Raw genomic sequence first — 24905 nt, forward strand, 5'->3', positions numbered from 1 at the left:
CTGATGATACCGCGTCTCCATTCCGCTTTTGGAAAACAGCAGTTGCCGGCCGGCTTCGTCGAGAGGCTCGGCGAAGTCGGGTTCAATGGCGACGTGGAACAGCGCGCAATGTCGCGCTCTGTCTTCGCGACTGACAATTCTATCTACCAGGTAACCCCGACAGCAATTCTGTTTCCGCGGGATGCCGACGACCTGAAGAAGATTGCAAAAGCGCTTTCCGATCCTCGTTTCGTGGATCTCACCATCGCCCCGCGTGGGGGCGGCACGGGGACGAACGGCCAGTCGCTCACCTCCGGTATCGTGGTGGACTGCTCACGGTACATGAACCGGATCCTGGAAATTGATCAGGCGAGAAAGGTCGCTCGAGTTCAGGCAGGTGTTGTCAAGGACCAGTTGAACCGAGCCTTGAAGCCACACGGATTGTTCTTCGCGCCGGAGCTTTCAACCTCGAACCGGGCCACAATCGGTGGCATGGTGTCGACCGACGCCTGCGGCCAAGGGTCGTGCCTTTACGGCAAGACCTCGAATCACGTGCTTGGGCTTCGTATCGTGCTTATGGACGGCTCCGACTGGTGGTCGCGTCCGATGGACGAAGAAGCGCTTGCCAAGACCCTGGCGAGGGGTGACCGAATCGGCGACGTTCACAGGACGGTTGAGCGCATCGCACGAGAAAAGCGCGATCGCATAGAGGAGGTTTTTCCCAACCTCAATCGCTACATGACCGGCTACGATCTAGCTCATATCCGTCGCGCCGACGGCCGCTTCGATTTGAACGCCGTTCTGAGCGGCTCGGAAGGCACCCTTGCCATGATCGCCGAGGCAGAACTCAATCTTCTGCCGATCCCGGCGCAGGCCGCCCTCGTCAACATCCGCTACAGCGACTTCAACGCCGCGCTGGAAGACGCTCGCACCCTAAGCGCCCTCAATGTTGCCTCTGTCGAGACGATCGACGAGAAGGTGCTGGGGCTTGCAAAGAACGATATCGTCTGGACCGACATAGCCCGGTTCTTCCCTGAGAGCCACACAGGCGTGGCAAACGGCATCAATCTCGTCGAGGTGCTGGCCGACGATGAGGCCGAACTCCAACGAAAGCTTGAAGCGGTCACGGCGGTGCTCGATGAGGGACTGGATATCAACCGCCTCAGCTATACTGTGGTCCGCGGGCATGCCGACGTCGAGGCGGTATGGAATATGCGCAAGCGCGCTGTCGGCTTGCTCGGCAATGTGGACGGCCCCGTCCGTCCGGTCGCCTTCGTCGAGGATACAGCTGTCCCGCCTGAGAACTTGGCTGCGTATATCCGTGAATTTCGCGCGCTACTTGACAGGGCGGGCCTCTCCTACGGGATGTTCGGTCATGTCGACGCAGGGGTGCTGCACGTACGGCCGGCACTCGACTTGACCCGTGACGATCACGTACCTTTGCTGCGCCAGATCAGCGACGCCGTAGTGGCGCTCACTCGCAAACACGGCGGCGTTCTGTGGGGCGAGCACGGTAAGGGCGTGCGCTCGGAATATGTGCCGGAATTCTTCGGCGACCTTTATCCTTGCCTCCAAGACATCAAACGGGCTTTCGATCCGAACAACCGCCTCAACCCGGGCAAGATCGCCGCGCCGTCCACCGCGTCACTGCTCAAGATCGACGAAGTGCCTTTGAGGGGCGCTTTCGATCGCATAATCGGTAACGAAATACGCGCCGCCTTCGACAATGCCGCCTATTGCAACGGCAATGGCGCTTGTTTCGACTTCGACGAGACGAGCCCCATGTGTCCCTCCTACAAGGCGACCCGCGATCGGCGATACTCGCCAAAAGGACGCGCCATGCTTGTGCGGGAATGGCTGCGACTGCTTGGCGAGAAGGGCATTGATCCACGCAGAGAGTCCGTACGTCTGCGCCGGCGACACCCACTCTTGAGCCTGACGGCACGTGTTATAAACAGCCTTAACCCGAGAAACCGTAACGACTTTTCCCACGAGGTGCGAGAAGCAATGGCCACCTGCCTCGCCTGCAAGGCTTGTGCCGGGCAGTGTCCCGTGAAGGTCAGTGTGCCGGCGTTCCGTTCTAAGTTTCTGGAGCTCTATTATGGCCGTTACTTGCGTCCACTAAAGGACTCGGTGGTTTCCGGTATCGAAACCACCCTCCCTTTGATGGCGCGGATCCGTCCGCTCTACAATCTCGTCGCTGGCACATCGCCTGGCAAGCGGCTGATGCGAGCGATTGGGTTGACGGCGCTTCCACTTCTACCGCGGCGCTCATTTTCCCAGGAAGTCCGCCGTTTGGGTGTCGAGATCGCTCACGCGAGAGAGATCGAGAAGCTATCGCCAGATGAAAAGGATCGGGTTGTAGTATTTGTTTTCGACAGCTTCACATCTCATTTCGAACCAAACGTGGCGATTGCAGCCATTCGCGTTGCTCGTAAGCTGGACTTGATCCCGTATCTCGCCGCATGCCATCACAATGGTAAAGCATTACACGTTCATGGGTACCTCGGTCGTTTCGAGAAAGCGGCCGCAAAGACGGAACGTTACCTCCGGGCCCTAGCAGACGCCGGCGTTGCTCTCGTTGGGTTGGATCCCTCAATGACGCTTGTTTACCGCAGCGAGTATCACGGATTACGGACGAGTGGTCGCAAGGCGACCGTTCTTCTTCCGCAAGAATGGCTTGCAGAGAATTTGAGCAGGCTATCGATTAAACCTATTCCATCGCCGTCACGCAAATACAGCCTCCTTCCTCATTGTACCGAGCGGAGCAACCTTCCGTCCGCCTCAAACCAGTGGAAGTCGGTTTTTCAGGCTCTTGGCGCAAGTGTGCATGTAGAAAATGTAGGGTGTTGCGGAATGGCCGGGACCTTTGGTCACGAGGTCCGCAACCGCGGTATCTCGGAGCAGCTTTACGCTATGAGTTGGGCGCCGTCTGTAGCTGAAGCATCAGAAAACAAGGTCGTCATGGCCACAGGGTATTCGTGCCGATGCCAGGCAAAGATGATCGATGGTAGGTCTCCACCTCACCCGCTAGAGGTGATCTACACTATGCTCGATTGAAGTGTCGTTCCGAATCAGCCAGAGGCTGAGTTGCTGTTGTGAGGTTCGATATCAGCGGTCCATAACGAGTTGCCATGACGGGAAACGGAAACCCCGTTTGGCCCCGTCGAGACCGAGAACCTGTCCATTCTGACGATTTGTGGTGAAAGTGACACGCGAAACGCCGAGAGATCCGCGAACGCTTTCGCGCTCAGCATGTCGTCCTCGGCGAGGATTTCCGCCACGCGACGTCGGCCGCGTTCCCGTGCGGGGGCCAACGCGGCCTGCAGCTCATCAGCCGGCTCGGCCACTTCCTCTACCGGAAATATATCCTCGCGAGCCAGCGGCCCTTTGATGGGAATCCAACTGTTGACCCTGCAATCTTGGAGCATCGGCCGAGCGTTCCTTACGCAGATTTGCTAGAAGACCGGAAATCTGCGGGCTACTCAGCTATTGCTGCCGCGAGGCTCGAAAGCACCGTCTGGTAGCCGGCCAGAAGTTGACGACGCACTTGGGATCACTGAGCAGATCGAACCCTGAAGTTGGACCTTCGGGCTAACCCACTCAGCGGCATCAACCTGCCGCACAAGAAGTCAGGTAGTGCCTGCATTTTGCAACGCAGCACACAATTCCTACACCGAGAAAGGATTCATACTTTACAAAGATATCATAAACTGTGAAGTAGTGTATAACTTCACAGATGGGACCGATGCCTTGAACCCGACACGCTTTGCCACCCGCCTCAATTCATTTGCTTCCGCCGCTCATCGGGAATGGCCGGGCCAGTCTACAAAGCCGTCGGTCGTGCAGATGGCCAACCGCGCCGCCCGGGTGAAAGGCCTGACCGACCTCGACCTGAACTATCCCGACCACGTGAGTGAGAATCCCAAGGAACTTGCGCAAAGGCTCAGCAATCTCGGGCTTTCGATCAATGGCTTCGCTATGCGCTACTATACAAATCCTGCCTTTAAGCTCGGCGCTTTCACACATCCGGATGAAGCCGTCCGGCGCGAGGCGATCGATCTGACGAAGAAAGGGATCGATGCCGCCCGTGAAGCCGGATCGAGCTTGATGACGATATGGCTTGGCCAAGACGGCTTCGATTATGCATTCCAGGCCGACTATGAGAAAATGTGGCAACACGAAATAGATGGAATCCGTGAAGTTTGTGAGCACGATCCCGATTGCCTGATCTCGATCGAGTATAAGCCGAACGAGCCCCGCTCCTATAGCCTGATGCCCGATGCGGCCACGACGTTGCTCGCCATCAAGGAAGTCGGTGCGAAGAACCTGGGCGTCACGCTCGACTTCGCGCATGTGCTCTACGCCGATGAGCAGCCTGCATTCGCTGCCGCCTTGATCGCCCGCCACAGCCGCGTGCTTGGTGTCCATCTCAATGACGGCTACGCAAAGCGTGACGACGGCCTAATGGTCGGCGCGGTCCACACGCTTCAGACCATCGAGTTACTCCGCCAGATCAGGCGCGACGGCTATGACGGCGCGATTTATTTCGACACGTTCCCCGATATGACCGGGCTCGATCCGGTCCACGAATGCGAGGTCAACATCAAGACCGTCCAGCGGATGTTGAAGGTCGTCGACCGCCTCGAGCAGGACAATCGCCTCGCAAGCGCGATTGACCGACAGGACGCCGTTTCTACGCAGGCCATCGTACAGGAGCTGATGTTCGGCGCGGAGCACTGAACCACCAAACCCTCCGGGAGGAAAACATGAAGAGAATTTTCGCTGTGGCTCTCGCCGCAACCCTTTGTGCTGGCATCGCGACAGCACAGGAACTGAAGCCCCTCAATTCGGATTCTGAACCAGACCGCATGGACTGGTCCAAACTGGAAACGACACTCGGTGCGCTACCGAAGCTGCCCGAGGGCTTCAAGGTCGGTGGCGTCTCCAAGACCCTGACCAATGAATACTGGCGTTCGCTCGGCGAAGGCTATCAGAAGTTCGCGGACAAAGTCGGCGCGACGGTGGCTTATCAGGCCGCCCAGAGCGAGGGTGACCAGCTCGGCCAGCTGACGATCGCCGAGGGCATGGTCACCCAGGGCTACAACGTGCTGCTGGTGTCGCCGCAAACCGACGCCAACCTCCAGCCCGTCATTGAACAGGCGAAGGCCGCCAACGTGCCTGTCGTTAACGTCAACGATGCTGTGATCCCGCAGGCGGAGCATTACGTCGGCAATGTCCAGCGAGACAACGGCGTCCGAGTCGCAAAATGGTTCATCGAGAACCGTCCGAATGGCGGCAAAGTCGCAATAGTCGAGGGTCAGGCGGGTGTTTATGCAGCCGTCCAGCGCACTGACGGCTTCAAGAGCACGATCGAAGAAGGCGGCAAATTCACTGTCGTCGCGAGCGTGCCCGGCAATTGGGATCGTCAGATGTCCTATGATGCGGCAACCAATATCCTCCAGCAGCATCCCGACCTCGTCGGCTTCTACTGCAATAACGATGGCATGGCGCTTGGCGTTGTCGAGGCCGTGAAAGCCGTGGGCCTGGAGGACAAGGTCGTCGTCTTCGGCACGGACGGCATCTCTGATGCCTACAAGTCGATCGCGGCGGGCGAACTGACGGGTACAGTCGACAGCTTCCCAGTGTTGACGGGTGAAGTGGCGATGGAAGTGGCGCTCCGCCTCGTCGCGGGCCAGAAGCTGCCGCGGGTTGTCGCAACGCCACAGGCTCTCATCACCAAGGACAACATCAACGACTTCCAAGGCGAAGGTGTCGATGTGCGCTCGGCGCTGATGAAAGCGGCCGGAAAGTAAACGCCTCCCAAGCGGGACGGTCGGCATGGCCGGCCGTCCAAACTCTGAAAGGTCGGATTTCCATGGCTACTCCCAGATTGGCGTTCGAGAATATCTCCAAAGTCTTTCCCGGCGTCAAAGCGCTCTCCGATGTCTCCTTCGACGTCGCGCCCGGTGAGGTCCATGCGCTGCTCGGTGAGAACGGCGCGGGAAAGTCGACATTGCTTCGAATCCTGTCTGGTGTCTTTCGTGCGACGGAAGGGGAAGTCAGGGTCGACGGTGCCGCCCATCACTTCAAGCGTCCCGAAAGCGCTCGCCAGGCCGGGATCGCCATGATCCACCAGGAGCTTCAACAGGTGCCGCATCTCACTGTGGCGCAGAACATGTTCCTCGGTCACTCGCTGACCCGTTTCGGCGGCATCGTGGTCAATCGCCGGGAACAGGAACGGCGCGCAGCCGAGGCGCTCGCGATGATCGATCCCTCCATCAATCCGGCCGCTCCCATTTCCACGCTGAAGGTTGCGCAGCGGCAGGTCGTCGAGATCGCCCGCGCGCTGTTGGACAAGGCGAAGATCATCGCCATGGACGAACCCACGTCGAGCCTGACACCTAGCGAATTCGAACGATTGGCCGATATCATCGAGCGGCTGGCGGCGAGCGGCGTCTCAATCATCTACGTGTCCCACAAGATGGACGAGGTGTTCCGGGTCTGCCAGCGCGCCACGGTCATGCGCGACGGTAAGGTCGTCGGGAGGGTCGATCTGAGGAAAACCGCAACGGCCGAGGTCATCGCGATGATGGTTGGCCGCGAGCTCCTGGCCGAGGAGCACCACTCGCACGCAACGACGACGGCGAGTGTCGAGACGCGGAACCTCAACACGGCTCGCGTCCGCGACATATCCTTTGACCTTCACAAAGGCGAGGTCCTGGGCGTGGCGGGTCTCGTTGGTTCGGGCAGGACTGAACTCTTGCGCGCGCTGTCAGGTGCCGACAAGGTGACGTCGGGCACCGTCAAGGTCGACGGGAAGCTGCTCACTCTCTCCAATCCACGCGCGGCCATTGCCGCAGGCATCGGCCTCCTTCCCGAAGAGCGCAAGCGCGAAGGCATCATTCCCGGCCGGTCCGTCACCATCAATGTGGCGCTGCCATCGATGAACCGTTTCTCGAAAGGCGGGTTCATCAACCACCGGAAACTCAAGCGGACTGCAGACGACCTGCTCAAACGCGTCAACCTCAGACCATTCCAGCTCGATCGCCAGATCAGGTTGTTTAGTGGCGGCAACCAGCAGAAGGCGATCATCGCACGGTGGCTGGCGGCGGGCTCGCGCATCCTGTTGTTCGACGAACCGACGCGAGGCATCGACGTTGGCGCGAAATCCGAAATCTACCACCTGATCGAGGCCCTCGCTGCAGAAGGTCATTCGGTGATCGTCGTCTCCTCAGAGCTTCCCGAAGTGATGCGGGTCTCCGACCGCGTCCTCGTCATGCGTGACGGCATTATCGTCGCAGAACTCGGTCGCGACGAGCTTTCCGAAGAAACCATCGTCTCCCATGCCGTCGGGAAGGCCGACAGTCGCCCTGGCGCGGCATGACCAACAGGAACAATTCCATGTCTGACACGACCCAGAATGCCGCAGTGCCCTCGTCCAAACTGTTCGGATCTTTCTCGGTACGAGATACCGGCACCTTGATCGGCCTGATTGCCATCGTGGTGCTCTTTGGCTTGCTTGCCCCTGACTTTCTATCCCAGCGAAATCTGCTCAACATCCTGCAGCAATCGAGCATCAATGCCTGCCTGGCCCTCGGGATGACGCTGGTGATCATCTCCGGCGGCATCGATCTTTCGGTAGGCCCGACTGCGGCGATCGCCGCCGTGATCACGGCGACGCTGCTTGTTGCGGGCATACCCGTTCCTCTCGCCATCCTGGCCGGCCTCGGCATCGGTGCCATTTGCGGTCTCGTCAACGGTGTTCTAGTCGCCTACGCCGGACTGCAGCCCTTCATCGTCACCCTTGGTACGCTGAGCACTTATCGCGCCATTGCGCTGATCTATACGGGCGGCAATCCGGTGCTTGGCGTTCCCCAGGGCTTCGAGCACTGTTCAACGGTTCGCTGATGGGCATCCCCAATCCCGTTATCATGGTCGCTGTCGTCGCCCTGCTTGCCTGGATGCTCCTCAAAAAGACACCTCTGGGTGAATACCTTTTGGCCGTTGGCGGGAACGAAGAGGCCGCCTATGTCGCCGGCGTGCCGATCGCCGTCACCAAAATCACCGCCTATGTGATTTCGGGCGTCCTCGCCGCCCTGGCCTCCATGATCCTGATCGGTCGCCTTGGCGCAGCAGAGCCCATCCTTGGCAATCTCTGGGAACTCGACGCGATCGCAGCGGCCGCGATCGGCGGGGCATCCCTCATGGGCGGCAAGGGAAGCGTCATCGGCACTATTTTCGGTGCGATCATCCTCGGCGCGATGCGCAACGGACTGACGCTGATGAACGTCCAGGCCTTCTATCAACTTCTGGCCACTGGTCTTATTATCCTGGTCGCGATGATGATCGATCGCGTCACAAGGGGTAGAGGATGAATTCTGCAAATGATCTCAAGGCGGTGGGCCCACGTATCCGGATGATGATGCCTCGGCTCACCCCTTTGGAAGCACGGGTCGTGGAAACTGTGTTCGGATTGCGTAATTTCTCGGAGGACACCGCGCTCAAGGACATCGCAACCGAGGCCGGGGTATCCGAGGCCATGGTGGTGAAGATCACTAAAAAGCTCGGTTTCAACGGCTACCGGGATTTCCGCTCGGCGGTGTCGAACTACAACAAGCTTCCGACGGCCGAGATGCATCAGGAGCTTTCCGTTGAAGATAGCTCGCGGGAGATCATCCAGAAGGTATTCAGGACCTCGATCCATGCGCTCGAGGAAACGCTGGCGATCCTGGACGTCGATGCTTTCGACAGAGCGGCGGACCTCCTTGCGAAGGCTGAGCAGAGGGATTTCTATGGCGTCGGCGGGTCTGCCCAGATCGCGAGAGATGTCGCCCATAAGTTCCTGCGGATCGGGGTAAGAGCGGGCGTGCAGGACGATTCTCATATGATGCTGATGTCGGCGTCGTTGCTGGGAGCGGATGATGTGGCGGTCGCCTTCTCTCATTCCGGCAACACCACGGCAGTAATCGATGCAGTGCAGCTGGCCAGAAGGAGTGGCGCACGAACGATCGCGATCACCAATTACGGGGGCTCGCCCTTGGCGCAGATCGCCGACATCGTTCTCTGCTCGACGGCCCAGGGCTCCCCCCTGATGGGCGAAAACGCTGCTGCCCGGATCGCCCAGCTCAACATTCTCGACGCGCTCTTTGTCGCGGTCGCTCAACGCAACTACGACGCCGCGGAAAAGAACCTCGAAAAAACGATGTCGGCGGTGGCATCAAAACGCAAGGACAAGATCGTATGACGATCGCCTCCCCCTCCGTTATTGTCTTCGGAAGTCTGCACTATGACATCATGGTGCATGGCCCGGCGCGACCGCGAAAAGGCGAAACAGTGGCGGGAGAGAGCTGGCACCCGAAGTGTGGCGGCAAGGGCGGCAACCAGGCGGTCTCAGCGGCGAAGACCGGCATCCGGACCGCAATGATTGGCGCGGTCGCCGATGATGACTTCGGCCGCGCGCTCGTGGAAAATCTCGGTCGTCAAGGCGTCGACCACCGCTTCGTCAAGGTAGCGGATGACGTTGGCAGCGGCATGAGCGTAGCGATCTTCGACAGCGAGGGCGACTATGGAGCGGTGATCGTGTCCGGAAGCAATCTCTTGCTCGGACAATCGGATGTGGATCGAGCAGCGGAGCTGTTCAGCGAGCAAAGCGTACTTGTTCTGCAAAACGAGGTGCCCGACCTGGCCAATGTCGCCGCCGCCAAGGCAATGAAAGCAGCCGGCGGGCGCGTCATCCTCAACGCAGCCCCGGCTCGCGATCTGTCTCCCTCACTCTGCGAACTGGTCGACATCATCGTCGTCAATGCCATCGAAGCCGAGCAACTGACCGATGTCGCCGTATTCGACTCGCTTGCGGGCGCTCTCGACGCCGCGCGTCTGCTTGCCCGAACGTATCCAGCCGCAGTCGTCACAGCGGGGGGCGAGGGCCTTGCCTGCGCGACGAAGTCGGGCAAGGAATTTTTGATCGAGGCTATCAAGGTAAGGCTCGTCAGCACCCATGGCGCCGGCGACGAATTCACCGGCGTGCTGGCCGCTGAAATCGCAAGAGGGACCGGCATGGAGGACGCGCTCTGCGCCGCCAATCATGCAGCCGCCGTGCTTGTCAGTACGCCGCGCGACACCGTTCAGTAGTTGAAATTCGGCTGTTTGCCGAAACGGGACGCCTATGCTCATCACCATTGTTGCGGGCACCTCCCCGCGAAGCGTGTATAAATCACTGATTGCGTCCGCATTGGAGTTTGCCGACGGTTAAGGCAGGCATCATCGTGCATCCATCACGACGGAATAATTATTTTATAGCGTGAGATGACGATCGGCGGCTTTGCCAACGATTATTGGAGGAGCTCGCGCTGAGATCGCATGGGTGCACTGACGCGCCCTCGCACAAGAGGTGTTTTCGGCAATTGCCCTGAAGGACGCGTGAGCTGCGCCTGTCACGGGAGAGCTGCTATAGTTCGGCGCGCCCTATCAGGATGATGCCTACCGGATGATTTTGAACAATTCTTGTTACGGCCCCCGCGGTCGATTGTAGCCTACGAATATCTTTTGCGACAGGCCCGAACGGTTGAGCCATCCTCACCGCGGTTTCTCCCAGGCATCATTGGCAATTAAGGCGTGCAATGCCGCCGCTATAGGTGTGCCAACGACGGCGAGATCGCGAACCGTACTCATGTGATCCCCGTCCGCAACGCGCGATGCACGCACTTCAAGCCCTTGGGTGACAAGAATGTCTTTGAAGGCATTTGCCTGGGTTTCGAAGGGGTTAGTCTCCAGTTCGCCGGTCATGATGGCTACGCGCGTTGCAGTGTCGTGCTCGCGATGCATCGGCGTAAACCGTCGCACCTCCTCGTCGCTCAAGGCGATCTCGTCACGAAGGAAAGATGTCTGCAAGGGTTCGAGATCGTATAGCCCGCCAAGCAGGAAAGCAGCAATTACACCCGAGGGCTCTACCGAGCGATTGAAGAGAAAGGTCGCAAGATGTGCACCAGCGGAGTGGCCGCTGACGGAAAATCTCCCGGGCGTGGCGCCAAAGCGATCGGCATGCGCCAGCAGGAAAGCCTTGGCTTTCAGGACTTGACCGATCAGGACCTCCATCCTCGCGATGGGCATCAACGAATAATCGACGATAGCGGCGACCGCGCCTGCGCGGGTGATGGTCTCAGCGACGCAGGAATAGTCTTCCTTGGAGAACATACGCCAATAGCCGCCATGGATGAACATGTGGATCGGCATGCCCGACCCGGCACTATTTGGCAGGAAGATATCGAGCGTCTCGCCCGACTCGCGACCGTAGGCGACGTTGGCCTCCATGGCGACGGTGCGGCGAGTGGCGCTGCTGCGGGTACGAATATCGTCGACAATGTCGTCGAAATTTGCGACATGGTCACGAATGCGGAACGGATCGGCGGCCACAGGTTCCTCCTTCAGAAACTTGTCGCAATGTACTTGGCTTCCATGAACTCCGCGATCCCGTGATGCTGCCCTCCTTCACGTCCGAGGCCGCTCTGCTTGACACCGCCAAAGGGGGCGGCGGGATCGGAGACCAGTCCACGATTGAGGGCGATCATGCCTGCCTCCACCTTCGAGGATATGCGCATGCCACGGCCGATGTCGCGGGTATAGATGTAAGCGCAGAGGCCATGTTCCGTATCGTTGGCGGCTGCGACGACCTCTGCCTCGCTCTCGAAACGGTAGAGCGGCGCCACGGGACCGAAAATCTCCTCGTGGTTCATGTCGGAGGCCGGGGAAACATCCGCAAGCACGGTCGGTGGATAGAAAAAGCCGCGTCCTGCCGGTGCCCGTCCGCCGCAGAGCGCGCGCGCGCCCCGCGAAATGGCGTCCGCAACGAGCCGGTCGATCTTCTCCACCGCCTTGCGCGTGATCATCGGACCGCATTCTGTATCAGAATCCACACCTGGGCCGACCCTGAGAGCGGCCATGCGTTGGGTAAATTTTTCCGCGAAGGCATCGTGGATACCGGCCTGGACATAAATGCGGTTTGCGGCCGTGCATGCCTCGCCCGCATTGCGCATTTTCGCTACCATCAGGCCCTCGATCGCCGCGTCGAGGTCCGCATCGTCGAAAACGATGAACGGCGCGTTGCCGCCGAGTTCCATGGAGCAGGAGATGACATTCTTCGCCGCTTCCGCCAGAAGCGTGCGGCCGACGCCTGTCGAGCCTGTGAAGGAGAGTTTTCGCACGCGCGGGTCGGCCAGCATGGCGGCGATGACGGGGCCCGGTGTCGACGTTGTCAGCACGTTGACGACGCCCGGCGGCACGCCAGCCTCCTCGTAGAGGGCTGCAAGCGCATAGGCCGTCAGTGGCGTCTCGCTCGCGGGCTTCAGGATGACGGTGCAGCCTGCGGCAAGGGCTGGCGCGATCTTGCGGGTCGCCATTGCGGCCGGGAAGTTCCACGGCGTGATGAGAACGCAGATGCCGATAGGCTGGTAATCGACGACGATTCGGTTCGCACCGGACGGGGCAATGCCGAACTCGCCGGAGATGCGCACCGCCTCCTCCGCGTTCCACCGGAAAAATTCCGCCGCATAGGCCACCTCGCCGCGCGCGTCGCGCAAGGCCTTCCCGTTCTCGAGCGAAACGAGTGTGGCAAGCATTTCGGAGCGTTCCACCATGAGTTCGAAGCAGCGGCGCAGGATCTCGGAACGCTTTCGCGGCGGCGTCTCGCGCCAGCGTTCTGTCGCGCTTGCAGCAGCCTCCACGGCCGCCGCCGCATCCGCGACAGTCGCATCGGGCACGGCGACAATGGCGGCCTCGGTCGAGGGGTCGATCACCTGAATCCGACCCTCGCCCGCGGCCGGCCGCCAGGCGCCGCCAATATAGAGGCCGTGGGAGAACGAGCGGAACCCGAAGCGATCGTGATCGGGATGCGAAGGATGCTGGTTGGCGTTCATGATGTTTTCTCAAGGTCAGAGGGCGGAAGCGGCCAGGTCGCCGTCATAGGCGGCGCGAACCAGGCCGCGCATGGCGGCCGAATCGAAGGATCGCGGATTGTTCTTGATCAGCCGGCCGATGCCGAGCGCCTGCTCAGCGGTCCAGTCAAGCCGGTCTTCCGGCAGGCCGAGCCTGGCGAGCGTCGGCGAGATGCCGATCGCGGCGAAGAGGCGCCTTACCTCGCCGATCGCCGCATCGGCAAGCGTCTCCTCGTCCTCCACGCAGGCTGGATCGAGGCCGAGCGCCCTGCCGACAACAGCGATTTCCCTGGCGGCGACGCGGCGATTATAGGTCATCACATAGGGCAGCATGGTGGCGACCCCGAGGCCGTGCGCCGTATGGGTCACGGCACCGACCGGATATTGCACCGCATGGGCCGCAGCGGTGCCCGCCGTGCCGAAGGCGCAGCCGGCCGAAAGCGCGCCCATCATCACATCGGCGCGCGCATCGATGTCCGAGCCGTCGACGAAGGCCTTTTCCAGGCTCCGGCTGAGGAGCCGGATGGCATGAAGCGCGAACTGATCGGAGAGATCGCTCTTGCCGACGAAGACATGCTGCTGCGCGAGTTCCACATCGCCGGGGCGGCGCATGGCCGTGAAGGCTTCGATCGCATGCGTCAGCGCATCCGCACCTGCAATCGCCGTAAGCCCCGGCGGGCAGGAGAGCGTGAGTTCCGGGTCGCAGATCGCCGCTGCGGCGATGAGATAGGGGCTCGAAATGCCGACCTTCAGGGTGCGGTCTGGATCGGAGACGACCGCGACGGGCGTGACCTCGGAGCCGGTGCCCGCAGTCGTCGGCACGGCGATGACCGGCAGGACGGGTCCTGGCACCTTGAACTCACCATAGTAATCGGCGAGCCCGCCGCCATGGGCGAGCAGCAGAGAGGAGCATTTCGCCATGTCGAGGCAACTGCCACCGCCGATGCCGATCACCATATCGGGCGCAAAGCCGCCCGTGGCCTCCACGCAACCCGCGACGGTATCGCGCGGCACGTCCGGCAGCGTCTGGTCATACACCACGACCGCGATGCCGGCAGCTTCGAGCGCGGCGATCACTTCAGCGAAGACGGGTGTCGCGGCAAAACGCGCATCCGTGCAGACGAGTGCGCGCTGGCCGGTCCTACCGGCGACACTCGCGAGCGCATGGCGCTGGCCGATGCCAAACAGGATTTCGCGCGGCAGCCTCAGGACGGCAAACAGGCTCATGATCTTTATCCTTCGAAGGCCAGTATGCGGGAGCGGGAAAGCGCGTTGAGGTCTTCCCAGAGGCGCGGGTCGATATCGAAACCGTCGCGGCTCGCCGCCGCCCGTCGCCGGCGGGCACGATCGCCCGGCACGCGGACCGGCTCGCTGGCCTCGGCCGGCGGTGAGGCGCGCACGGCATTGAGATAGGCCGACAGCCGCGCAGGCAGTCCCGGCGCCAGACTGGGCTCGATCAATATGAAGACGTCGCCCTTGTTGCATGGCGACTGGCTGTCCAGTGTGCCGCGCACATCAGGCGCGAGCGCCGAGCCCGCAAGGGCTGCCACCAGCAGTTCCATCGCAATGCCGAGGCCGTAGCCCTTTGCGTCGCCGAAGGGCGCGATCGCGCCGGCCTTGGCACAAACCGGATCGGTCGTCGGGTAGCCCTCCGCATCCCGCGCCCATCCTTCGGGAAGGGGCCTGCCGGTCGCCGCGTGGTGATGGATCCTGCCCATCGACACGAGGCTGGTGGCGAGATCGAGCACGAGCGGCTCCTCGGCGGTCGGCACGGCGATCGCGACGGGGTTGGTGCCGAGCATGGCCCGCGTACCGCCGAAGGGATGAACCAGCGACTCGCTCGACGAGAGCGCTATGCCGACGAAACCCATCGCGGCGATGGCCTCCACATAATGCGCGAGCATGCCGAGGTGGTTCGCATTGCGCACGGCGACAAGGCCGATGCCCAGGTCGGGAATGTGGGGTGCAAGCCGCTCGATCGCCGCCATGGCGACGACAGGGCCGAACCCCGAAGAACCCTCCACCTCCATCACCGCATCGGCCCGCCAGCGCTGCGTGCCCTTCATTTCAGGGTCAATGACACCGCGCTCGATCCGTTCGACCAGTCGCGGAAGGCGGTGCAGGCCATGCGAAGGGTGCCCCTTCATCTCGGCCGTCACCAGGACACGCGCCTGCAGGACCGCATGGTCACGCGGTGCGCCGTGCTCTTCCAGCAGGCGGGTGGCAAGCGCAAGGGCTGCCGCTTCGGAGATCCGCATATTTCCCCCTATATTAAATCGTATAGGATATAGGATTGTATTGGCCGCAGCATCGTGCTAGCGATTGAACCTGTCAAGGGGCAAGACAGCAGATGATTTTGACGAGACCCAACGAACCTTCAGCGGGCGCGACCCAGATACAGCGCGCCAACAGCCTGGCCGGCGACGTCTACGAAGCGATCTTCAACCAGCTCATGTCGTTGAAGATCGCGCCGGGTGCGCGCATCACGGTCGACAACCTGGTCAAGGCGTTTAACGTCTCCCACACTCCGATCCGCGAAGCACTCGGTCGGCTTGAAGGCGAGGGTCTCGTCGTCAAGCAGCATCTCGTCGGCTATCGTGCCGCACCCCAGATCACGCGCCACCGCTTCGACGAACTCTATGAACTCCGCTTGCTGCTTGAGCCCGCCGGCGCTGCGAAGGCGGCCCAAGCGATGAACGACGAAAGGCTCGCTATCCTGACGGAGGCCGCAGGCGTGATGACGCGTAGTGACAACAGGGACGAGCGGACGAACTATTCGACCTTCGCCCGCCAGGACGCTATCTTCCACGACCGCATCATGGAATTTGCCGGCAACGAACTGATCCGCGAGATGCTGACATTCCAGCACACGCATTTCCACATCTTCCGCCTGATGTTCCATCGTCGCGTGACCGAGGAGGCGCTCGGCGAGCATCAGACGCTGCTCGATGCTTTCGCGGCTCACGACCCCGACGCCGCGGCGAACGCAATGCGCATCCATATCGAACACTCGCGCGACCGGCTGCTGCCGGCATTCGACGAAATCTGAGCAACCCGGCAGGCAAGGACGTGCCTGCCCGACCTGACAACGAGGAGGAGAACCCATGCCAGGCAAGAAAATCCTGATGCTCACCGGCGATTTCACCGAGGAGTACGAAATCTTCGTCTACCAGCAGGCCATGGAGGCCGTCGGCCATACGGTGCACGTCGTCTGCCCCGACAAGAAAGCGGGCGACATTCTGAAGACGTCGCTGCACGACTTCGAGGGCGACCAGACCTATACGGAAAAGCTCGGACACAACGTCGTCATCAACAAGACCTTCTCGGAGGCCGAGGCGCAACTCGACGGATACCACGCCGTCTACTGCGCCGGCGGTCGCGGGCCTGAATACATTCGTACCGACAAGCGCGTTCAGGCGATCGTCCGCCACTTCCATGAAACGCAGAAGCCGATCTTCACTATCTGCCACGGCGTCCAGATCCTAATCGCCGTCGATGGCGTCGTGCGCGGCAAGAAGGTGGGCGCGCTCGGCGCTTGTGAGCCGGAAGTGACGCTGGCCGGCGGCACCTATGTCGATCTGTCGCCGACGGAAGCTTATGTCGATGGCACGATGGTCTCAGCCAAGGGCTGGACGGCGCTCGCCGCCTTCATCCGCGAATGCCTAAAGGTTCTCGGCACGGAAATCCATCACGCCTGAGACGACAGGACAAAAAGAAAGGCCCGGCAGGTGACATCTGCCGGACCTTTTTTGCGGTGGTGCTTGCAATCACGCGCCGCCGCGGTTCCAGCCCCGGCCCGTGCTGCCGAACATCTCGTAGCCCGTCTCGGTGACGGCGAGCGTATCCTCGAGCTTGATGAAGCCGCGCTTCGGATGCAGCATCGTCGTCTCCACCGACAGCACCATATTGGCCTCCAGCGGCCGGTCCGCGTCGATCCCCTCATAGGCGACCGGGTGATTGGTCATCAGGAACGGCGCCTCGTGGCTGATCAGGCCCATACCGTGACAGAAGAAATCGGTGAAGACCGCAGAAGGCGACGCCTTCAGTTCCGCCTCGGCCGCCTCGATCATCTCGCGGCCGAAAGCGCCAGCTTGAACCCTGGCAAAAGCCTTATGCTGGATCGCGTCGACCTCGGCGAGCAAATCCTCGAGTTCGTTGTCCGGCTCGCCCAGCACGCCCATGCGGCAGAGGTCGCCAATATAACCGTGATAGTTCCCGCCGGAATCGATCGACAGGACCTCGCCCTTCCCCCAGGCCTGCGGCGAGGCCGCGCGGTTGTGGCTGGAGCCGAGCGTCAGCAGGCAATATTCGAAGTGGAGCCCGCGGGTCGTCTCCTCGCGCCGGAGCTGCTCGATGATCTCCGTTTTCGTCGAACCCTCCCGGGCGCCGGCGATCGTCGCGTTCATCGCTTCCGTGATGAGTTCGGAAGCCGTCCGCAGCTTGGCAAGCTCGTCCGGCGTCTTGATCGCGCGCAGGCGTTCGAGCGTATGCGTCGCATCGACGAAACGCGCGCCCTCGAGGCCTGCGACAAGCGCATCGCGGGCATCCGACGGCAGGAACGCCGGCTCGATGCCGATGCGCGTACCCGCCTTGCCGATCTTCTTCAGATGTTCGACGGCAAGTGCTGCGGCATCGATCGTGCCCCAGGTCGCCGTGTGCACGGTCGGTGTCCAGAATGGATTGTTCTGGTGCTCGCCGCCTTCCATTCGGTTGCCGAGATAGGCGGCGTGGTCAGGTGCGCCCCTGTCGTAGACGACGACGGGCAGATACCGGCTATGGCCGATGGCATCCATGGCCACAAAGAAGATGAACTTGTAGCCGCCCATCAGATATTGCGTGTTATGCTTGGAGGTGGCGACGATGACGTCGATACCTGCCTCCTCCATGAGCCGGTCGAGCTTGGCCGTATCGAACGGCGGCACGGCGGGCCTTGTTTCCCTTGCATTGATGTTCACCGTTTTTCCTCCCAGAAAATGCATGGCCCGGCTTCAGGAGCCCGGCGGCAGCAGGCGGAAGTCCGGCAGCTCGCGAAGCGCAAGCTCCGGCCCCGCCGGCGAATAGACGACGAAGAGCTGCATGGGCTCCGCGCCGGTATTTTTCGTCGAATGGAAGCGGCTTTCCGGAACATAGACCGTGCAGCCGGGCCCGACCTTCGTCGTGATCGGATTGCCGTTCTCGTCCTCAACCATCTGCTCGCCCTCGCCGGAGATGACGAAGATGATCTCCTCTGCCCCCGGATGATTGTGGCGGGCATGGCCCTCGCCACTCGGCAGGTCGACGACACCACCGGAAAAACGGTTGGCGCCGTTGACCTCCGGCGCCACCGTCAGCGACAGCTTGCCCCAGTCGAAACCGAAGGCGCTCACATCCTTTGGATAGATGAAATACGCGTCCTTTGCCATGAAACGGCCTCCTCCGTGTCCGTCCTCAGACGACCGCGCCGATGGCGAGCGCCTTGAATTCTTCCGTTTGCTTGCGGATCGCCGCCTCTGCCGGCAGGCGCTCCATCGAGCTTGCGCCGTAAAAGCCGTGGCAGCCAGGGCAACGCTCCAGGATGTAGCGCGCATCCTCAGGCATGGAAATCGGGCCCCCGTGGCAGAGCACGATGACGTCGTCGCGCACGGAGCGCGCGGCCTTGGCAATCGCCGTGATCTCATCGACGCAGTCATCGAGCGACTTGCCGGAGGTGGCGCCGATCGTGCCGCCGGTCGTCACCCCCATATGCGCCACGACGATGTCGGCGCCGGCAGCTGTCATGTCGATCGCCTCGCTCTCATTGAAGACATAGGGCGTCGTCAGCAGGTCGAGCCCGTGGGCGGTGGCGATCATCTCGACCTCCAGACCGTAGCCCATGCCCGTCTCCTCGAAACTCTGTCGCATCCGGCCGTCGAAGAGGCCAATTGTGGGGAAGTTCTGCACGCCGGAAAAGCCCATTGCCTTCAGATCGGCGAGGAAGCGCGGCATCAGCACGAAGGGGTCCGTGCCGTTGACGCCGGCAAGCACCGGCGTCGTTTTCACGACGGGAAGCACCTCGAGCGCCATGTCCTTCACGATCTCGTTGGCATTGCCATAGGCGAGCAGGCCGGCCGCCGAGCCGCGGCCCGCCATGCGGTAGCGCCCCGAATTGTAGATGATGATGAGGTCGATGCCGCCCGCCTCCTCGGCCTTGGCGGAGATGCCCGTGCCGGCGCCGCCGCCGACGATCGGCATGCCGGCTGAGATCATGCCGTGGAATTTTTCGAGGATGGTCTTGCGAGGTATGGCTGGCATTGATCTTGTCTCTCAGGGGTTGGCGATGTCACGATAGGCCGCGACGGCGGCCTCGGCGAATTGCGGGTCGTTGATATGGAGCGGCAGGCGGACGATGCGTCGCGCCGCCGTCGGTTTCACGGTCGCCTCAAGCGCGGCAAAGAGCGCGGCGTCGGCTTGCGGGTCGAAGAATGCACCGCCTTCGATGTCGAGGGCCGAGACGCCCTTCTCGGGAATGAGGAAGCGTACGGGGCCGTGGCAGAGATTGAGCTTCTCGCCGATCCAGCGTCCGGTCTGCGCACATTCGGCGGGCGTCGTGCGCATCAGCGTGACGTTCGGGTTGTGGCGGTAGAAGAGCCGGTCGGCATAGTGCCCCGGCACCGTCTCCGGCGCCCAGAAATTTACCATGTCCAGCGCGCCGACGGAGCCGACATAGGGCAAGCCTGTGCGAGCGATCGCGCCGAAACGGTCCGGGGTGGCAGGCAGGACGCCGCCGAGAAGCAGGTCGCAGACCTCGGTGGTCGTGATGTCGAGCACACCGGAGACGAGCCCGCTGTCGGCAAGCTTTTCCATCGTGCGTCCGCCCGTACCGGTGGCGTGGAAGACCAGGCAATCGTAGTCCGCCCTGAGGCGCTCGACCATGGCGGTTACTGCAGGTGTCGTTACCCCGAACATGGTAAGCCCGAGAGCCGGTTTCGATGCCGTCACCTCAGCGGGGCGGCTGGCCATGGCCGTGATCGCCTGGGCCGCATTGTGCAGGATGACCCTGCTCAGCCGGTTCAAGCCCGCCATGTCGGTGACCGAGGGCATCATCACGATGTCGGAAACATCGACATAGGGAGCGACATCGCCGGACGCGAGCGTCGAGACCATGATCTTTGGCAGGCCGAGCCGCAATTGGCGCATGCCTGCGGTGACGATCGAGGTGCCACCGCCTCCGCCGATACCGATGACGCCGGCAATGTCCTTGCGCTCGGCGAGGAAGCGCGAGAAGGCAATGCCCATCGCCTCGACCGCCCTGCCGCGGTCGTCGCAGGCAAGGACGGCTCCAACGCCCTCCGGATGGAAGGCCGCAACCGTCTCGGCATTTATATCGACGGCGGTCGCAGGCTGGCGCGTGCCGACATCAACGCGCACGACACCGCCGCCCGCCGTCTCGACGCAAGCGGCGAGATAGGCAAGCTCCTCGCCCTTCGTGTCGGCCGTTCCGACCACGTAGATGTGCTTCATTTCTCCTCCCCGACCAGGTGGTTTCCCACCCCGCCATATCCCACTTTTACAGCCACTCGATCGGCTCTTGCAAATTTGTGAGACGCGCGTATCATAAAGACATGCATGTCTCACGTCAACAGAACGAAACCGCCAGAACCGTCGAGCGAGGCCCGCGTGCCCGCACGCGGAAACTGATGCTCGAAACGGCAACGCGGCTCATGCAATCCGGCATCACTCCGTCGGTAAGCGAAGTCGCCGAGGCTGCCGAAGTGTCGCGCGCAACGGCCTACCGCTACTTTCCAAGCCAGGCTGCGCTCGTGCATGCGGTGGTGGACGAGGCTCTGGGACCCATACTCGACTGGTCGTCCGACAGTCCCGATGCGCGCACCCGCGTTGCCGACCTGCTGGCGACCGCGATGCCGCGCATCGACGAGTTCGAGGCCACCTTCAAAGCGGCGCTGAAGCTTTCGCTGGACCAGTGGGCGCAGCGCCAGGCCGGCACGCTCGGCAACGAGCCGTTGTTCACGCGCGGCCACCGCGTCGATCTCCTGAAGAGCGTGACCAGGCCCCTGCAGGGCACCGTGCGCGCCCGAGGCCCGGGAACGCCTTGCACAGGCACTCTCCCTTGTCTTCGGCGTCGAGGTGCTGATCGTGTTGAAGGATATCTGGGGACTTACCTCCGAAAGCGCACAGTCTGTTGCCGCATGGGCGGCCAAGGCACTCGTTGAAGCTGCGGTACGGGAGGCGGGGAGCGAGGCATGACATTGACAACCCTCCGACCTACAAATGAAAACTGGTTCGACCAGTTTAATGAATATCTTTTTGTGTTGTTGTCCGGATCGGCCACCATCAATCAGACTGCCCGACAAGACGACATCCAGAAATGCGAGTTTATCGGTGCGATCTAGAGATTGAAGGCGAGTCACGGGCGGAATCTCCGCCGAAAGTTGCTCTTGACGATAATTATATTTGGTACTACCAGATGAAGGAACCAGCATTCAGGCTAGAGATCTGAAACGGGGCAAGGGTCGGGGAGGCCCCACCAGAGCGAACAACCACCCATGAGGATCGGAAAGTCGGATCGGAAGGCCTGCAACGAAGCGGGAAGCGTGCATAAATGGGAGGAAACGTTATGCGCAAAACTATGACCGGTCTGTTGGCCGGTGTCGGCTTGATGTGGGCCTGCGGAACGTCCGCACAAGCCCAGGAACTGACGATCTTCTGGGCCGAGTGGGACCCGGCAAACTACCTTCAGGAGCTCGTGAACGAATACGAGGCTGAAACCGGCGTGAAGGTCACTGTCGAGACCACGCCGTGGGCCGACTTTCAGACCAAGGCCTTCACCGAGTTCAACGCTAAGGGCTCGGCCTACGACATGGTCGTCGGCGACAGCCAGTGGATCGGCGCTGCGTCCGAAGCCGGGCACTATGTCGATCTCACCGACTTCTTCAATAAGCACAAGCTCAAAGAAGTCATGGCGCCGGCAACGGTGAAATACTACGCCGAATATCCCTCGAACTCCGGAAAGTACTGGTCGATCCCGGCTGAAGGCGACGCCGTCGGCTGGTCCTACCGCAAGGACTGGTTCGAGGACCCCAAGGAGATGGAGGCCTTCAAGGCCAAATACGGCTACGACCTCGCCCCGCCGAAGACATGGGCCGAGATGCGTGACATCGCCGAATTCTTCCACCGTCCGAACGAAAAGCGCTACGGCATCGCGATCTACACCGACAACTCCTATGACGGCCTCGTGATGGGCGTCGAAAACGCGATCTTCTCCTATGGCGGCGAGCTCGGCGATTATCAGAACTACAAGGTCGACGGCATCATCAATTCGGAGAAGAACGTCAAGGCGCTCGAAATGTATCGCGAGCTCTACGGCTTCACGCCTCCCGGCTGGGCCAAAACCTTTTTCGTGGAGAACAACCAGGCGATCACCGAGAATCTGACGGCGATGAGCATGAACTACTTCGCCTTCTTCCCGGCGCTGGTCAACGAGGCGTCCAACCCGAACGCCAAGGTCACCGGCTTCTTCGCCAACCCGGCAGGTCCGGGCGGCGATCAGTTCGCAGCGCTCGGCGGCCAGGGTATCTCGGTCGTTTCATACTCGGACAACCAGGAAGAGGCGATGAAATTCCTGGAATGGTTCATCAAGGACGAGACCCAGAAGCGCTGGGCCGAACTGGGCGGCTACACGGCAAGCGCCAAAGTGCTTGAATCGCCGGAATTCCAGAATGCGACACCCTATAATAAGGCCTTCTACGAGACCATGTTCAAGGTGAAGGACTTCTGGGCGACGCCTGAATATGCCGAACTGCTGATCCAGATGAACCAGCGCATCTATCCCTTCGTCACCGCCGGCGAGGGCACGGCGAAGGAAACGCTCGACGCGCTTGCCAAGGACTGGAACACGACCTTCAAGAAGTATGGCCGTCACTAGGCCTTGATACAGCACGGGAGGGTGCGTAGCTCCCTCCCGTTTTCTGCACCCGAGAACCAAAAGACGCATGGCACTTGTTCATGCTCAGGTAATGCGCAACCGGATGCCATCACTGCGTCCAGCGCTGGGCTCTTTGAGGAGGAGCACATTGGCAACCGTCGTCATGACATCCCTGGACGCGAAATCGCGTGCCGCCTCGCGCGGCATGAGCGATATTAGTATCCGCAACCTGTTCATCATCCCGACGATCCTGTTTCTGATCGTCTTCAACATCTTTCCGCTGATCTATTCGCTCGGCTATTCCTTTACCGACTTCCGCGCCTCGTCAAACGCGCGGGCCAATTTCGTCGGCCTGCAGAACTACCGCGAGCTGCTCAACGATACCTTCATCTGGTCGAATTTCGCCATCACCGCAAAGTATGTGATCGTCTCTGTGACAGGGCAAGTGATCGTCGGCTTCGGCACCGCAATGCTGCTCAACCGCGACATTCCGCTGAAGGGTCTGCTCACCACGCTGCTCCTGCTGCCGATGATGCTGTCGATGGCGGTGGTCGGCCTCTTCTGGAAGCTGCTCTACGATCCGTCCTTCGGCATCATCAACTACGCGCTCGGCCTCGGATCCTTTGAATGGCTGTCGAACCCGGACATGGCGCTCTACGCCGTGGCGATCACCGACATCTGGATGTGGTCGCCCTTCGTGATGTTGCTGTCGCTCGCCGGCCTTTCCGCCGTGCCGAAGCATCTTTACGAGGCGGCTGCTATCGACCGGGCGGGGCCGTTCTACACCTTCTTCCGCATTACGCTGCCGCTGGTGGCGCCGATCCTGATGATCGCGATCATCTTCCGCACCATGGAAGCCTTCAAGACCTTCGACCTCGCCTACATCCTGACGAGCCAACCGACGACCGAGGTGATCTCGATCCGGCTCTACAAGATGGCCTTTCAGGAATGGCAGACAGGGCGCTCCTGCGCGCTCGCCTACATCGTGCTCATCATGGTGCTCGCCATCACCAACATCTACGTCAAGTATCTCAACAAGGTGAAGGAGCGCTGAGATGGCTGCCGTCCAAACCCGCTCCGAACGCGCGCTGAACCGGGTGGCGATCGCCGCCGTGCTGGTCATCACGCTGATCTTCCTGGCGCCGATCTACTGGATCACCTCGACGGCCTTCAAGCCGCGCAACCTCGCCACCACCATTCCGCCGACCGTGCTCTTCGAGCCGGAAATCTCGCCCTTCGTGAAGCTCTTCACCAAGCGCTCGCAACTGCGCGGAGCGCCGACTCCTGAAGAATATGCCGCCGCCCCCTGGTGGGAGCGCATGGTGTTCGACGGGGGCGAGAAGATCGTCCGCTCCGGGCGCGGCGAAATCCAGCCGTCCGGCTATCCGAACCGCTTCATGAACTCGCTGATCGTCGCCATCACGTCCACGGTGCTGGCCGTCGGCATGGGGACCTTCACGGCCTACGGCTTCTCGCGCTTCAAGGTGAAGGGAGAAGCGGACCTTCTCTTCTTTATCCTGTCGACCCGCATGCTGCCGCCCGTCGTCGTCGCCATCCCGATGTTCCTCATGTACCGCGTCGTCGGCCTCAACGACACGCACTGGGGCCTCATCATACTCTACACTGCCTTCAACCTCTCCTTCTCCGTCTGGCTCATGAAGGGCTTCATCGACGAGATCCCGAAGGAATATGAGGAGGCGGCACTCGTCGACGGCTACACCCGCATGCAGGCCTTCTTCAAGATCGTGATCCCGGAAGCCGCGACAGGCATCGCCGCCACCGCCGTCTTCTGCTTCATCACGGCCTGGAACGAATATGCATTCGCGCTGATCATGACGAACCGGCGCGCGCAGACCGCACCGCCCTTCATACCGAGCCAGGTCGGCTCGGGCCTGCCGGACTGGACGGTGATTGCGGCCGGCACATTCCTGTTCCTGCTGCCGGTCGCCATCTTCACCTTCCTGCTCAGGAACCATCTCCTGCGCGGCATGAGCTTCGGAGCGATCCGCAAATGACCTTCCGCACCCTGAGCCAGAAATATCTCGAACCCGGTTCGCAGTACCTGATGATCTTCGGCATCATCGCGCTCTGCC

The 24905-nt window shown here is 61.4% G+C and carries 19 protein-coding genes and 3 pseudogenes; 13 read left to right on the forward strand and 9 right to left on the reverse strand.

The window, feature by feature from the left end; genetic code table 11:
• The first annotated feature begins 3 nt into the window (after positions 1-3).
• Complete coding sequence (gene ydiJ / locus ACZ9DP_RS11645; protein ID WP_476201786.1) at positions 4-3039, forward strand: D-2-hydroxyglutarate dehydrogenase YdiJ; 3036 nt, start codon at positions 4-6, stop codon at positions 3037-3039.
• A gap of 57 nt (positions 3040-3096) precedes the next feature.
• Here the strand turns inward: ydiJ and ACZ9DP_RS11650 are convergent.
• A pseudogene (locus ACZ9DP_RS11650) lies at positions 3097-3365 on the reverse strand (XRE family transcriptional regulator); the annotation flags it as partial.
• Positions 3366-3732: 367 nt separating this feature from the next.
• Here ACZ9DP_RS11650 and ACZ9DP_RS11655 point away from each other — a divergent pair.
• The 6 genes and pseudogenes from ACZ9DP_RS11655 to ACZ9DP_RS11680 all read left to right on the forward strand — a co-directional run bounded on the left by ACZ9DP_RS11655 (position 3733) and on the right by ACZ9DP_RS11680 (position 10113).
• A complete protein-coding gene (locus ACZ9DP_RS11655; protein WP_239601483.1) occupies positions 3733-4722 on the forward strand; it encodes a sugar phosphate isomerase/epimerase family protein in 990 nt (329 codons plus the stop codon).
• A gap of 26 nt (positions 4723-4748) precedes the next feature.
• Entirely contained in the window at positions 4749-5795 is a 1047-nt protein-coding gene (locus ACZ9DP_RS11660; protein ID WP_476201788.1) for a sugar ABC transporter substrate-binding protein, read from the forward strand.
• A 62-nt stretch (positions 5796-5857) separates the two neighbouring features.
• On the forward strand, positions 5858-7366 hold the full coding sequence (locus ACZ9DP_RS11665) for a sugar ABC transporter ATP-binding protein (RefSeq protein ID WP_476201790.1): 1509 nt from the start codon (positions 5858-5860) through the stop codon (positions 7364-7366).
• Between the two features lie 17 nt (positions 7367-7383).
• Positions 7384-8357: pseudogene (locus ACZ9DP_RS11670) on the forward strand (ABC transporter permease).
• Positions 8354-9226, forward strand: a complete 873-nt coding sequence (locus ACZ9DP_RS11675) for a MurR/RpiR family transcriptional regulator (protein ID WP_476201792.1) — start codon at positions 8354-8356, stop codon at positions 9224-9226. The pseudogene ACZ9DP_RS11670 and the gene ACZ9DP_RS11675 overlap by 4 nt, the downstream one beginning before the upstream one ends.
• A complete protein-coding gene (locus ACZ9DP_RS11680) occupies positions 9223-10113 on the forward strand; it encodes a ribokinase (RefSeq protein WP_476201794.1) in 891 nt (296 codons plus the stop codon). Before ACZ9DP_RS11675 ends, ACZ9DP_RS11680 begins: the two co-directional genes overlap by 4 nt.
• Before the next feature lie 444 nt (positions 10114-10557).
• On the opposite strand, the gene ACZ9DP_RS11685 is transcribed toward ACZ9DP_RS11680, so the two are convergent.
• The 4 genes from ACZ9DP_RS11685 to ACZ9DP_RS11700 are packed head-to-tail and all read right to left on the reverse strand — an operon-like array spanning position 10558 to position 15169.
• Positions 10558-11394 (reverse strand): alpha/beta hydrolase, encoded by an 837-nt coding sequence (locus ACZ9DP_RS11685; RefSeq protein ID WP_476201795.1) that lies wholly within the window; start codon positions 11392-11394, stop codon positions 10558-10560.
• Between the two features lie 11 nt (positions 11395-11405).
• Entirely contained in the window at positions 11406-12893 is a 1488-nt protein-coding gene (locus ACZ9DP_RS11690) for an NAD-dependent succinate-semialdehyde dehydrogenase (protein WP_476201797.1), read from the reverse strand.
• Positions 12894-12908: 15 nt separating this feature from the next.
• Positions 12909-14138 (reverse strand): iron-containing alcohol dehydrogenase, encoded by a 1230-nt coding sequence (locus ACZ9DP_RS11695; RefSeq protein ID WP_476201798.1) that lies wholly within the window; start codon positions 14136-14138, stop codon positions 12909-12911.
• Between the two features lie 5 nt (positions 14139-14143).
• On the reverse strand, positions 14144-15169 hold the full coding sequence (locus tag ACZ9DP_RS11700; protein ID WP_476201800.1) for an Ldh family oxidoreductase: 1026 nt from the start codon (positions 15167-15169) through the stop codon (positions 14144-14146).
• Positions 15170-15261: 92 nt separating this feature from the next.
• Here ACZ9DP_RS11700 and ACZ9DP_RS11705 point away from each other — a divergent pair, with 92 nt between their 5' ends.
• Positions 15262-15960, forward strand: a complete 699-nt coding sequence (locus tag ACZ9DP_RS11705) for a GntR family transcriptional regulator (protein WP_239601512.1) — start codon at positions 15262-15264, stop codon at positions 15958-15960.
• A 55-nt stretch (positions 15961-16015) separates the two neighbouring features.
• Positions 16016-16609: a DJ-1/PfpI family protein gene (locus ACZ9DP_RS11710; protein WP_194731672.1), complete on the forward strand. Its 594-nt coding sequence runs from the start codon at positions 16016-16018 to the stop codon at positions 16607-16609.
• Between the two features lie 69 nt (positions 16610-16678).
• On the opposite strand, the gene ACZ9DP_RS11715 is transcribed toward ACZ9DP_RS11710, so the two are convergent.
• From ACZ9DP_RS11715 to ACZ9DP_RS11730, 4 genes are read right to left on the reverse strand one after another with little or no spacing between them, the layout of a single operon-like run.
• The gene (locus ACZ9DP_RS11715) at positions 16679-17866 is read right to left on the reverse strand and encodes a M24 family metallopeptidase (RefSeq protein ID WP_074073003.1); all 1188 of its coding nucleotides are present in this window, start codon (positions 17864-17866) and stop codon (positions 16679-16681) included.
• A 33-nt stretch (positions 17867-17899) separates the two neighbouring features.
• Positions 17900-18313 (reverse strand): cupin domain-containing protein, encoded by a 414-nt coding sequence (locus ACZ9DP_RS11720; RefSeq protein WP_074071283.1) that lies wholly within the window; start codon positions 18311-18313, stop codon positions 17900-17902.
• Positions 18314-18338: 25 nt separating this feature from the next.
• Positions 18339-19181 carry a phosphoenolpyruvate hydrolase family protein gene (locus ACZ9DP_RS11725; protein ID WP_476201802.1) on the reverse strand — a complete coding sequence of 281 codons (843 nt, stop codon included), beginning with the start codon at positions 19179-19181 and terminating at the stop codon, positions 18339-18341.
• A 12-nt stretch (positions 19182-19193) separates the two neighbouring features.
• A complete protein-coding gene (locus ACZ9DP_RS11730) occupies positions 19194-20390 on the reverse strand; it encodes a Tm-1-like ATP-binding domain-containing protein (protein ID WP_476201803.1) in 1197 nt (398 codons plus the stop codon).
• Between the two features lie 101 nt (positions 20391-20491).
• Here ACZ9DP_RS11730 and ACZ9DP_RS11735 point away from each other — a divergent pair.
• The 4 genes and pseudogenes from ACZ9DP_RS11735 to ACZ9DP_RS11750 all read left to right on the forward strand — a co-directional run bounded on the left by ACZ9DP_RS11735 (position 20492) and on the right by ACZ9DP_RS11750 (position 24827).
• A pseudogene (locus ACZ9DP_RS11735) lies at positions 20492-21134 on the forward strand (TetR/AcrR family transcriptional regulator).
• Positions 21135-21504: 370 nt separating this feature from the next.
• Entirely contained in the window at positions 21505-22812 is a 1308-nt protein-coding gene (locus tag ACZ9DP_RS11740) for an ABC transporter substrate-binding protein (protein WP_476201805.1), read from the forward strand.
• Positions 22813-22960: 148 nt separating this feature from the next.
• Positions 22961-23866, forward strand: a complete 906-nt coding sequence (locus tag ACZ9DP_RS11745; protein ID WP_022713860.1) for a carbohydrate ABC transporter permease — start codon at positions 22961-22963, stop codon at positions 23864-23866.
• A 1-nt stretch (position 23867) separates the two neighbouring features.
• Positions 23868-24827, forward strand: coding sequence for a carbohydrate ABC transporter permease (locus ACZ9DP_RS11750; RefSeq protein WP_022713859.1), 960 nt, complete (start codon positions 23868-23870; stop codon positions 24825-24827).
• Positions 24828-24905 lie beyond the last annotated feature (78 nt).

The organism is Rhizobium sp. USDA 4016, assembly GCF_056279705.1.

Coding starts and splice junctions, on each gene's coding strand:
- ACZ9DP_RS11730 (WP_476201803.1), bottom strand. CDS start 20,390: ATGAAGCACATCTACGTGGTCGGAACGGCCGACACGAAGGGCGAGGAG.
- ACZ9DP_RS11665 (WP_476201790.1), top strand. CDS start 5,858: ATGGCTACTCCCAGATTGGCGTTCGAGAATATCTCCAAAGTCTTTCCC.
- ACZ9DP_RS11710 (WP_194731672.1), top strand. CDS start 16,016: ATGCCAGGCAAGAAAATCCTGATGCTCACCGGCGATTTCACCGAGGAG.
- ACZ9DP_RS11675 (WP_476201792.1), top strand. CDS start 8,354: ATGAATTCTGCAAATGATCTCAAGGCGGTGGGCCCACGTATCCGGATG.
- ydiJ (WP_476201786.1), top strand. CDS start 4: ATGATACCGCGTCTCCATTCCGCTTTTGGAAAACAGCAGTTGCCGGCC.
- ACZ9DP_RS11660 (WP_476201788.1), top strand. CDS start 4,749: ATGAAGAGAATTTTCGCTGTGGCTCTCGCCGCAACCCTTTGTGCTGGC.
- ACZ9DP_RS11705 (WP_239601512.1), top strand. CDS start 15,262: ATGATTTTGACGAGACCCAACGAACCTTCAGCGGGCGCGACCCAGATA.
- ACZ9DP_RS11720 (WP_074071283.1), bottom strand. CDS start 18,313: ATGGCAAAGGACGCGTATTTCATCTATCCAAAGGATGTGAGCGCCTTC.
- ACZ9DP_RS11690 (WP_476201797.1), bottom strand. CDS start 12,893: ATGAACGCCAACCAGCATCCTTCGCATCCCGATCACGATCGCTTCGGG.
- ACZ9DP_RS11750 (WP_022713859.1), top strand. CDS start 23,868: ATGGCTGCCGTCCAAACCCGCTCCGAACGCGCGCTGAACCGGGTGGCG.
- ACZ9DP_RS11725 (WP_476201802.1), bottom strand. CDS start 19,181: ATGCCAGCCATACCTCGCAAGACCATCCTCGAAAAATTCCACGGCATG.
- ACZ9DP_RS11695 (WP_476201798.1), bottom strand. CDS start 14,138: ATGAGCCTGTTTGCCGTCCTGAGGCTGCCGCGCGAAATCCTGTTTGGC.
- ACZ9DP_RS11740 (WP_476201805.1), top strand. CDS start 21,505: ATGCGCAAAACTATGACCGGTCTGTTGGCCGGTGTCGGCTTGATGTGG.
- ACZ9DP_RS11680 (WP_476201794.1), top strand. CDS start 9,223: ATGACGATCGCCTCCCCCTCCGTTATTGTCTTCGGAAGTCTGCACTAT.
- ACZ9DP_RS11700 (WP_476201800.1), bottom strand. CDS start 15,169: ATGCGGATCTCCGAAGCGGCAGCCCTTGCGCTTGCCACCCGCCTGCTG.